This window comes from Candidatus Streptomyces philanthi, from assembly GCF_059553635.1.
Map to the genome: position 1 here is coordinate 1 of NZ_JCANQV010000246.1, position 8985 is coordinate 8985.

At 71.0% G+C, this 8985-nt stretch carries 10 protein-coding genes and 1 pseudogene; 6 read left to right on the top strand and 5 right to left on the bottom strand.

Translation table 11 applies throughout. From position 1 onward, the window contains the following. Positions 1-195: 195 nt before the first annotated feature. Positions 196-1689: a molybdopterin-dependent oxidoreductase gene (locus AC51EU_RS23165; RefSeq protein ID WP_496268970.1), complete on the bottom strand. Its 1494-nt coding sequence runs from the start codon at positions 1687-1689 to the stop codon at positions 196-198. Between the two features lie 695 nt (positions 1690-2384). On the opposite strand from AC51EU_RS23165, the gene AC51EU_RS23170 reads away from it, so the two are divergent. The 4 genes from AC51EU_RS23170 (at position 2385) to AC51EU_RS23185 (ending at position 3747) form a co-directional block, all read left to right on the top strand. Beyond that, positions 2385-2540 carry a hypothetical protein gene (locus AC51EU_RS23170; protein WP_496268971.1) on the top strand — a complete coding sequence of 52 codons (156 nt, stop codon included), beginning with the start codon at positions 2385-2387 and terminating at the stop codon, positions 2538-2540. Positions 2541-2739: 199 nt separating this feature from the next. Next, the gene (locus AC51EU_RS23175; RefSeq protein ID WP_496268972.1) at positions 2740-3123 is read left to right on the top strand and encodes a BON domain-containing protein; all 384 of its coding nucleotides are present in this window, start codon (positions 2740-2742) and stop codon (positions 3121-3123) included. A 16-nt stretch (positions 3124-3139) separates the two neighbouring features. Continuing rightward, the gene (locus AC51EU_RS23180; protein WP_496268973.1) at positions 3140-3295 is read left to right on the top strand and encodes a hypothetical protein; all 156 of its coding nucleotides are present in this window, start codon (positions 3140-3142) and stop codon (positions 3293-3295) included. Continuing rightward, positions 3292-3747 carry a cyclic nucleotide-binding domain-containing protein gene (locus tag AC51EU_RS23185; RefSeq protein ID WP_496268974.1) on the top strand — a complete coding sequence of 152 codons (456 nt, stop codon included), beginning with the start codon at positions 3292-3294 and terminating at the stop codon, positions 3745-3747. Before AC51EU_RS23180 ends, AC51EU_RS23185 begins: the two co-directional genes overlap by 4 nt. Positions 3748-3770: 23 nt before the next feature. Here AC51EU_RS23185 and ppk2 read toward each other — a convergent pair whose 3' ends face one another. Beyond that, positions 3771-4598 carry a polyphosphate kinase 2 gene (gene ppk2 / locus AC51EU_RS23190; protein WP_496268975.1) on the bottom strand — a complete coding sequence of 276 codons (828 nt, stop codon included), beginning with the start codon at positions 4596-4598 and terminating at the stop codon, positions 3771-3773. A 149-nt stretch (positions 4599-4747) separates the two neighbouring features. Then, positions 4748-5239: a universal stress protein gene (locus AC51EU_RS23195; RefSeq protein ID WP_496268976.1), complete on the bottom strand. Its 492-nt coding sequence runs from the start codon at positions 5237-5239 to the stop codon at positions 4748-4750. Positions 5240-5473: 234 nt separating this feature from the next. Between AC51EU_RS23195 and AC51EU_RS23200 the strand changes: the two genes are divergently transcribed. Beyond that, positions 5474-5944, top strand: a complete 471-nt coding sequence (locus AC51EU_RS23200; RefSeq protein WP_496268977.1) for an Hsp20/alpha crystallin family protein — start codon at positions 5474-5476, stop codon at positions 5942-5944. Between the two features lie 240 nt (positions 5945-6184). Continuing rightward, entirely contained in the window at positions 6185-7531 is a 1347-nt protein-coding gene (locus AC51EU_RS23205) for a gluzincin family metallopeptidase (RefSeq protein WP_496268978.1), read from the top strand. A 111-nt stretch (positions 7532-7642) separates the two neighbouring features. On the opposite strand, the gene AC51EU_RS23210 is transcribed toward AC51EU_RS23205, so the two are convergent. Beyond that, positions 7643-8746, bottom strand: coding sequence for an NADH:flavin oxidoreductase/NADH oxidase (locus tag AC51EU_RS23210; protein ID WP_496268979.1), 1104 nt, complete (start codon positions 8744-8746; stop codon positions 7643-7645). 106 nt (positions 8747-8852) lie between these two features. After that, positions 8853-8985 (bottom strand): annotated as a pseudogene (locus tag AC51EU_RS23215) (NrfD/PsrC family molybdoenzyme membrane anchor subunit); the annotation flags it as partial.

The following is an 8985-nucleotide window of genomic DNA, read 5'->3' on the forward strand; positions in this document are numbered from 1 at the left end:
GGTGGTGCTGGGCACGCGCGGTCTCGGACGGGGTGGCGCCGGGGCCCCGTCCGTCAAGGAGTCTGTCGCGGTGTTCCCGGACGCGGCGCTGGACGTCCTGGTCCGTGAGGGCACGGGGGGCGTCCTCCGCGCGGTGTCTGCGGCGCCGGTGCATACGGCCTCCTGGGGCAGTGGCGGTTCGCGGGGCGGTCGCCGTCAGATCCCGACGATGTTGGAGTAGTACTGCTGGTCCTCCCGCCAGCCTCCCTGCCCCTGGCCGATTCCGCTGACCGAGGTGACGAATTCGATCGCACTGATCCATTTGACCATTTTGAAACCGAGCTGGTTCTCCAGGCGCAGCCGCAGCGGCGCGCCGTGTTCCACGGGCAGCGGGCCCCCGTTCATCTCGAAGGCGAGAAGTGCCTGCGGGGAGGAGGCCATGTGCAGGGGGATGGTTCCGTAGAAATAGCCGAACTTTCCCTCGTCCTCGGTCAGTCCCTTGTCGTCCATGGCGTAGAACGCGATGTGCCGGGCCTCGGGCAGCGGCTTGACCAGGTCGACCAGTTGTCGCAGGGGAAGCCCTCCCCATTCCGCGGTCGAGGTCCATCCCTGAATGCAGTGGTGCTTGGTGATCTGGCGGTCGCCGCCCAGACGCCGCAGATCCGCCAGGGAAAGGGCGACCGGTTTCTCCACGAGGCCGCCGACGAGGAGACGGTAGTCGCGGAAACCGTTCCGTGCCATACGCGCGTACGCGGAGTCGGTCGGCGGATATCCGTTGATCAGGTGGTAGGGGGAGATCTGGTGGCGCGCGTAGTTCTGACGGGAGGTGAAAACGCGGGAAAGGGCTCGCTGGAAGGGGGCGACGACGATTCCCAGCAACTGCTGGGTCCGGCGCCGGTAGCGGAGCGAGAACCATGTGACGACGATATGGAAGAGCAGCGTGAACACGAGGGCGGAGAGCCCGACGGCGACCGCCACCTGGTGGTCCTCCGACCGGCCGCCGAGCACGATCTCCGCGAATTCTCCGGGCAGCCCGTTGATGACCACCATCGAGACATGGAGCACGGTGAACGCCGCGAAGAGGCACAGGCCGATGAAGTGCCAGCTGCGTGCTCCCTGGCTGCCGCCGAAGAGATTCGCGTAGCGGGGGAAACGCGCGCACACGGCCGGCGACATCGCCGCGCCGGAGAGGATCTGAAGCGGCGCCAGGACGAAGACCACCAGGAAGTAGGTGAGTTTCTGCGCCGGTTCGAAGGGCTCGCCGGGAATCTTCGGGGGAATCTCGAACTGAAGATACGTGCCGACCGCGTGGATCGCGTCGGGGATGATCGACCACTGGGTGGGGACCAGATAGCGCCAGTATCCGGTCGCCAGGACGAGTGCGATGTAGACGGCGCCGGTGAGCACCCAGAACTGGACGGTCAGGAAATGCCAGTGCCGTCCGAGCCCCAGGTTCTTCCGACCCGGCAGGGCGATGACGGGGGACCAGGAGGACCATTCGTCCAGTGTGGTCCAGGTGTTCCGGGAATCGGCGCCGAAGGTCTTCTTGGACAGGCGCAGCCATTGTCGGCCCGGGGGCGTGTCGTCGTGCCAGTAGAGCTTGGGGTAAGCGGAGAGGATCTCCAGACCGGAGCGGGCGAGCAGGAGCAGGAAGAAGAAATTCAGGAAGTGCGTGATCACGACCCAGAGCGGAAAGAAGCGTGGCGTCATCGGGCCTCCTCGACGGGACGCGTGGACCCGTCCGCGCCGTTCTCTGCTGCATGTTCTCCCGCCCTGCGGTGCGCTCTCGCTTCCGCCGTGCGGAACCGGATTCCCGGCCACGCGTCGCCGCGCCGAAGAACCCCCGGCTGCCCTGGAACAGCATCCCCCGACGCCCGCCGGGCTCGTACGCACCGCGCCCCGCCGCGAGGTATCCGCCACTCCACCAGCGGCACCACCGGCCTCCGCGCCGCCCGCACGGAGCGCGCACGGCGGGTGCCGCGCGGCCGCACCGCACCGGGAGGCCGCGACACGGCGTGAAGCGCACACTGGAGGCGTACGCCGGGCATGGCGGCGGGTCCGGCAGTGGCCCGGCCGCACAGCGGTGCGAGGCCGTGGGGTCACCGGGTGCCGGTGCGGCCCCAGGGGGAGCGGCCCGCCAGGCTGAACCCGGCGGGCCCGTGCCGGTGACGGCCGCCCGGTGCCGCGGCGCCGGATGGTATGAGCTGTCCGGCCTGGTTACGGTGGATTTCGCCGGACTTTCGTGTGGTGAGCGCAAGCGCGTGAAAGCGCTTGCAGCGGCCGTCGCCGCGGTCCCTCCGCCCGCCGCGCCGCACGGGAACGACGATGCCGCGCACGGCGCCTCGCGACTCCCGCGCCGCGCGGACGCACGGCGGCGGGGCGGCGGTCTCCGCAAGGGAGGCACCATGATCGTCTTTGGGATCGTCCTGCTCGTGGCCGGTATCGGGCTGAAGGTCACCGCCCTGTGGACCATCGGCGTCATTCTGCTGATCATCGGGGCGGTCCTGTGGCTCCTGGGCACCGGAGGCCATCCGGCCGGCGACCGGCGGCACCACTGGTAGACCCCGACGACGCCGGGCCGCCGCGCACGCCCGTCGGGGGCCCGGACCGGTGGGACGCCGGGCGCCGGAAGGCATGGGCGCCTCGGGCAGGGCCGCTCGACCCCGCCGTGCCGCTCAGCCCCTCCCCGGCCCACGGCCACGGAACAGGCTGGTGAGGGGGCCGGGACCGCCCGGACGCGTCACCGGAGCGGCCCGGAGCATGGCACGGCACGGGGTGGAGCGGCTGCCCGTCGTCGACGAGCAGGACCGCCTGGTCGGCATCGTCACCCGCCGTGACCTCCTCCAGGTGTTCCTGCGCGACGACGACGAACTCCGTCAGGACGTGGTCCATGAGGTGGGTGAGAACACCATGCGGCTCACCGCGGACACGCTCGACGTGCGGGTGCTCGACGGTGTGGTCACGATGAGGGGGCAGCTGGAGCGGCGCAGCGAGATCCCCGTGGTGCTGCGGCTGACGGAGCGGATCGACGGGGTCGTCTCCGTCGTCGACGAGCTGACGTACCGCGTCGACGACTCCCGCCCGCCACAACCGCCCGAGCAGAACCCGCTCGGTATCCCCGACGAAGGGCCCGACACGTCATGACCGGACGGGAGCAGCCATGGGACCGGTGACCGCGGCGTGCGACCACCGGGAGACGGCATGCGTCCTCGACCGCGCCGGCCCCGACGCGCTGGTCCGGGCGACCGAAGAGGCCCACGCCCCGCACCAGGAAGCACGCACCCACCGCGGCACGCCACCGGACGGCCGGCCATGACACGGGCCGGTATCTTCGCGGCCCTCCCCGAGGGCCGCAGTGACCCGCTGATGGCCCTCGCCAGAGAGGTGTCCTTCCCCGCCGGGACACGACTGTTCGACGAGGGGGGACGGGCCGACCGCTTCTGGATCCTCCGCAGCGGCACCGTCGCCCTGGACATGCATGTGCCGGGCCGCCGTTCCCCCGTGGTGGAGACCGTCGGCGGCGGGGAACTGCTGGGCTGGTCCTGGCTCCTGCCGCCCCACCAGTGGCACCTGGGGGCGCGGGCCACCACGGCGGTCAGCGCCTGGGAGTTCGACGCCGACGCCGTACTGGACCTGTGCGCCCGCGACCCGTTGCTCGACCACGCCCTGCTCGTCTACACCGCGGGCATCATCGGACACCGCCTGCGCGCCGCCCGCATCCGGCTGCTGGACCTCTACGGGCCGTACGGCAGCGGGGAGCCACGATGACCTGACCACCGACCCGGCGTGAGTCACCGCTCCACGGTGGCGGCGTGGTCGGGGACGTAGTGCTGCCGGTCCCGGGGCGGGCGCCGGTAGCCGGTGCCCGGCGGGCGGGCCGGCAGGTCGAGGACGGGCGGCGGGACCTCGTAGTAGGGGACCGTCGACAGCAGATGGGCGATCATGTTCAGCCTGGCGCGGCGCTTGTCGTCGCTCTCGACGACGTACCACGGCGCCTCGGCGGTGTCGGTACGGGCGAACATCTCGTCCTTCGCCCGGGAGTAGTCCTCCCAGCGGGTCAGCGAATCGAGGTCGACGGGGGAGAGCTTCCAGCGCCGCGTCGGATCGTCCAGGCGGCGGCGCAGACGCTGTTCCTGCACCTCGTCACTGACCGAGAACCAGTACTTGCGCAGCAGGATTCCGTCATCGGTCAGCATGCGTTCGAAGACGGGGCACTGGCGCAGGAACAGCCGGTACTCGGCCTCGGTGCAGAAGCCCATGACCCGTTCGACGCCGGCCCGGTTGTACCAGCTGCGGTCGAACAGCACGATCTCCCCGGCGGCCGGAAGATGCTCGGTGTAGCGCTGGAAGTACCACTGGGTGCGCTCGCGCTCGGTGGGCCGGGGCAGGGCCACGATCCGCGCCACCCGGGGGTTGAGGAATTCGGTGACGCGCTTGATGGTGCTGCCCTTCCCGGCGGCGTCGCGGCCCTCGAAGACCACGACGAGCCGGGCGCTCTCGGCCCGCACCCACTCCTGGAGCTTCACCAGTTCGGCCTGCAACCGGTGCAGCTCCCGCTCGTACCGCGCCTTCGTCAGCTTCCCGGGCGTCCGGCGGTCCTCACCCCGGCTGTCGGTCATGCGTCGACGGTACGCGGGGACGGGCCGCGTGGCCGGACACGGCGGGCCGAACGGGGGGTGCCGCGCGGGCCGGTCATGGTCGCCCGCCGCCCCGGCCTGAGCCGTCCGGTCCTACCGCCCCGCCGCCCGGCCCACGGGGCGCGCGGCCGTCACTGGGCGTGGCTGCCCGTGGTGTCCGGTTCCTCCGGGGCCGGGCGGGGGCCGCGGACGATGACGACCGGGCAGAGGGAGTGCTGGGTGCAGTGCTGGCCGACGGAGCCCAGGAGCGCCCCGGTGAAGCCGCCGCGCCCCCGGCTGCCGATGACCAGCAGGTCGGCGGTCCGCGCGGCGTCCAGCAGGACATCGGGGGCGGTGCCGTGTTCGACGCGGGTCCGGATCTCCACCGGTGGTGTCCGGCCCGCGACGTCCTCGACCGTCCCGGAGAGGACCTGGGCGGTGATCTCCTCCGGGGAGAAGTCCGGGGGCGGGGGAGTCCAGCCGAGCGAGCCGGTGTAGGACGGGAACTGCCAGGCGCCGATCGCGTCCACCACGCCGTGGGTGAGTTCCGCCTGTCTGAGGGCCCAGCGCAGGGCCTCCTTGGACGACTCCGAGCCGTCCACCCCGACGACGATCCGGTACGGGGCCTGATCCTGAGCGCTCACGTCCGCCTCCGCAGTGCGAGGACGTCCCGGTGCGCGCGGCTCCCGGCGCGGTGCCGGTGCCGGGCGTCCGTGCCTTACGCTCCCATCGTCGGCGCCGGCCGCGCGGGGCGCTCCCGGAGGCCGTGCGGCCGCCCGACCAGCGCTCCTGGTCCGGCATGCGGGTGACGTCGGGCTGCCGCAGCATGGGGACACGGGCGGGAAATCCCTTCCCGGGTCCTACGGAGGTGAAGTGCGATGACTCTTCCTGCGCGGCGCCGGATGGGCGGGCTCCTGGACCAGCCCTTCTTCCTCGCGCGCGAACCCATGGCGGCGGAACTGAACGAGTTCTTCGAGCGCATGAACCGGTTCCTGGAGTCGTCCGCGATGCCGGCGACGGGTGCGTGGGCGCCCCTGGCGGACATGCACGAGACGGACGAGGCATATGTGATCGAGGCGGACCTGCCCGGCATCGCCCGTGAGGACATCGACATCGAGGTCGGCGACCGCGAACTGTCCATCACCGGCGAGATCAAGCAGTGCGAACGCAAGGGCGTCCTGCGGCACGCCTCACGGCGCTCGGGCTCTTTCGAGTACCGGGCCACGCTCCCCTCGGAGGTCAGGACCGAGGAGGTCAGCGCGACCCTGACCGACGGCGTCCTCACCGTCACGGTGCCCAAGGCGCAGGCGGTCAAGTCCCGGCACATCGAAATCACCGGTACCGGCTGAACCGCGGCGGGACACCGGCGGGGCGGAGGCACCGTGTCCTTTGCCCCGCCACGGCCTGCCGCGGAAGTCCCGCCCGCCACGCGGCGCCGCCGGACGGCGGCCGGACGGTGTGCCGGGCCCGTCACAGGACGGTCACCCGGCGGTCCTCGGTCCATCAATTCCCGGTCCTACTGTCGTGCCCGTTCCGCAGGAGGAGGAAAAATGTGGACCAGGAATGCTTGCGCGGGGGCACTCACCGTCGTGACCGCGCTGGGACTCCAGACGGCGCCGGCAATGGCGGCACCACCGGCCGGGAAGGATGTCTCCAAGGCGGCCAAGGCTTTTTCCAAGGCGGGCAAGGAGGATTCCGGATACCATGTCAGCCGCTATGACGTGAAGGTGGAATACCTTCCTCAAGGCGAAAAGCTGACCGGTGACACGACGGTTGGCCTGACCGCTCGCAGGGACCTTCAGGAACTCACCTTCAAGCTGAATCTGCCCGCCGAATCGGTGGAAATAGACGGCACGCCGGCGAAGTCGTTCAACAGTTCCGAAGATATTCTCACGGTGGTACCTGAGAAGGGCATCGGCACGGGAAAGACCGTCCATGTCCGTATTCGTTACGCCGGAAATCCCGGGAAGAGCACCCCCGCATGGGCGCGGACCAAGGACGGGGGAGCGGTCACCATCACCGGGGCGTCCGTGGGGACGTGGTTCCCCGCGAACGCCGATACGCGCGACGCGTCGGACCTGCGGGTCGACGCCAGCGTGCCGGCCGGCTGGGTCGCCGTCTCCAACGGTACGGAGCAGCCGGCCCGGCAGGGGAACGGCTCGACGACCTTCCGCTGGCGGACCACGGAGCCCCTCATGCCCCGCTCGGCCATTTTCGGCGTGGGGAAATGGGACATCGAGCGTTCCCGGCTCGCCGACGGCACACCGGTGGTGAACGTTTTCGGTGCCGGCCTGAAGGAAAAGGCCAAGCCCATGATCGAGCAGCTTCCCGCGATGATGGAGTACGAACGCGAGACGTTCGGTGCCTACCCCTTCGGCTCCGTCGGCGCGGTGATCGTCGACGCGGAGGACGACCCCACGACAAACTTCGCCGGTCAGGGCAGGGTGGTCCTGATGGCCGGTGAAGGGGGGCTGGAGCCGGGAACCCTGGTGCACGAGCTGGCCCACCAGTGGTACGGAATTTCCGTCGGTGCGGCCGACCTGTGTGCCGATGAATGTGTTCCCTCTTACGCGCAGTGGCTGTGGCCGGAGCACGCCCAGGGGCAGGACCAGGACGCGAAGTACCGGGAGCAGATCGAAAAGGTCGAGGACGACGAGGAATGGTGGAAGGAACAGCAGGTCTCCACGCTGGGCGCGTACCGGAGGGGGCCGCTGGCGCTCCACGCGCTGCGCCGCACGATCGGTGACACGGCCTTCTTCCAGGTGCTGGGCAAGTGGCCGGAGCGTTACGCCGGGACCACCCGCTCCTGGGACGACTTCGAGAAGCTGACCGAGGAGATCTCCGGGCAGGACCTCGCCGGTTTCTTCCAGGCGTGGTTCCGCGGGGAGAAGGTTCCCGACGACGCCTTTCTGTGGCCCGGGAGCCTCGGGCGCTGAGCCCCGCCGCCCCGCCGGATTCCCTCACCACCCGGACCGCTTGAGGGAAGGGAGAGGCGCCGCCGGGCCCGCCGCTTGCTCCCGGCGGGCCCGGCGGCGTGTCCGCGCGTCCTACAGGGCCCGGTGGTACTGCTGGGGTCCGGGCACCTCGGCGCCGAGTTCGCGGGCGGCGTACTGGGCGAAGCTCGGCGAGCGGAGGAGTTCGCGGCCGATCAGGACCGCGTCGGCCCGTCCGCTCGCGACGATCTCCTCGGCCTGCCGGGCCTCGGTGATCAGCCCGACGGCGCCCACCGCGAGTCCCGTCTCCTTCTTGACCTGCTCGGCGAACGGCACCTGGTAGCCGGGCACGGCCTCGATCCGGGCGCGCGGGGCGTTGCCGCCCGTGGAGGTGTCCAGCAGGTCCACGCCGTGTGCCTTGAGGTCGGCGGCGAAGCGGACGGTGTCGTCGGCGGTCCAGCCCTCGCGGTCGTCGTCGGCGTTCTCGGTGAGCCAGTCGGTCGCCGAGATGCGGAAGAAGACCGGCAGGTCCTCGGGCCACACCTCGCGGACGGCGTCGACGATCCGCAGCGGCAGCCGGGTGCGGTTGGCGTAGGAGCCGCCGTACTCGTCGGTGCGCCGGTTGGTGAAGGGGGAGAGGAACTCGTTGATCAGATAGCCGTGGGCGCCGTGGATCTCGGCGACCTGGAACCCGGCCGCCAGCGCCCGCCGGGCCGTCTCGGCGAACTGCCCGACGATCTCGTCGATCCGCGCGAGGGACAGCTCGTCCGGCGTCACCGAGCCCTCGTCGAACGCCAGCGGGCTCGGGCCGGCCGGCGTCCACCCGTAGGGCTCGTCGGGGCCGAGCACCCGGCCCCGGTCGACCCAGGTGCGCTCGGTCGACGCCTTGCGGCCCGCGTGGGCGATCTGGATCCCGGGGACCGAGCCCTGGGAGCGCAGGAACGCGGTGATCCGGCGGAACTCCTCGGTCTGGGCGTCGTTCCACAGCCCCAGGTCGTACGGGGAGATGCGGCCCTCGGGGCTGACAGCGGTGGCCTCGGTGAGGATCAGGCCCGTCCCGCCGGAGGCCCGCGCCGCCAGGTGCTGGAAGTGCCAGTCGGTGGCGGCGCCCGTCGCGGGGCCCTCGGCGGCCGCGGAGTAGGTGCACATCGGGGCCATCCACAGGCGGTTCGGAATGGTCAGCGACCGAAGGGTGAAGGGCTCGAACAGTGCGCTCACGGCAGTCTCCTGTACCTCACGGTGTACGGGTTCCGGAGGGGTCTCCGGTCATGAATACGTACTACGGTGAGTGTCAAACTACGGCGACCGTCGAATCATTCCCCGCTCAGCCAGCGGCGGCCCCCGCCAGACGTTCCCGCTGCGGAACGACCGTGTACCGGGGGTCCTCCGCCGAGGCGATCCCGGCGGCGAACACCCCCAGCCGGGTACAGGCCGACCCCGCGAGCAGCGCCAGCCCC

Excerpts from the sequence above, each read along its gene's own strand:
- AC51EU_RS23165 (WP_496268970.1), bottom strand. The coding sequence starts at position 1,689 with ATGACGCCACGCTTCTTTCCGCTCTGGGTCGTGATCACGCACTTCCTG.
- AC51EU_RS23170 (WP_496268971.1), top strand. The coding sequence starts at position 2,385 with ATGATCGTCTTTGGGATCGTCCTGCTCGTGGCCGGTATCGGGCTGAAG.
- AC51EU_RS23175 (WP_496268972.1), top strand. The coding sequence starts at position 2,740 with ATGGCACGGCACGGGGTGGAGCGGCTGCCCGTCGTCGACGAGCAGGAC.
- AC51EU_RS23180 (WP_496268973.1), top strand. The coding sequence starts at position 3,140 with ATGGGACCGGTGACCGCGGCGTGCGACCACCGGGAGACGGCATGCGTC.
- AC51EU_RS23185 (WP_496268974.1), top strand. The coding sequence starts at position 3,292 with ATGACACGGGCCGGTATCTTCGCGGCCCTCCCCGAGGGCCGCAGTGAC.
- ppk2 (WP_496268975.1), bottom strand. The coding sequence starts at position 4,598 with ATGACCGACAGCCGGGGTGAGGACCGCCGGACGCCCGGGAAGCTGACG.
- AC51EU_RS23200 (WP_496268977.1), top strand. The coding sequence starts at position 5,474 with ATGACTCTTCCTGCGCGGCGCCGGATGGGCGGGCTCCTGGACCAGCCC.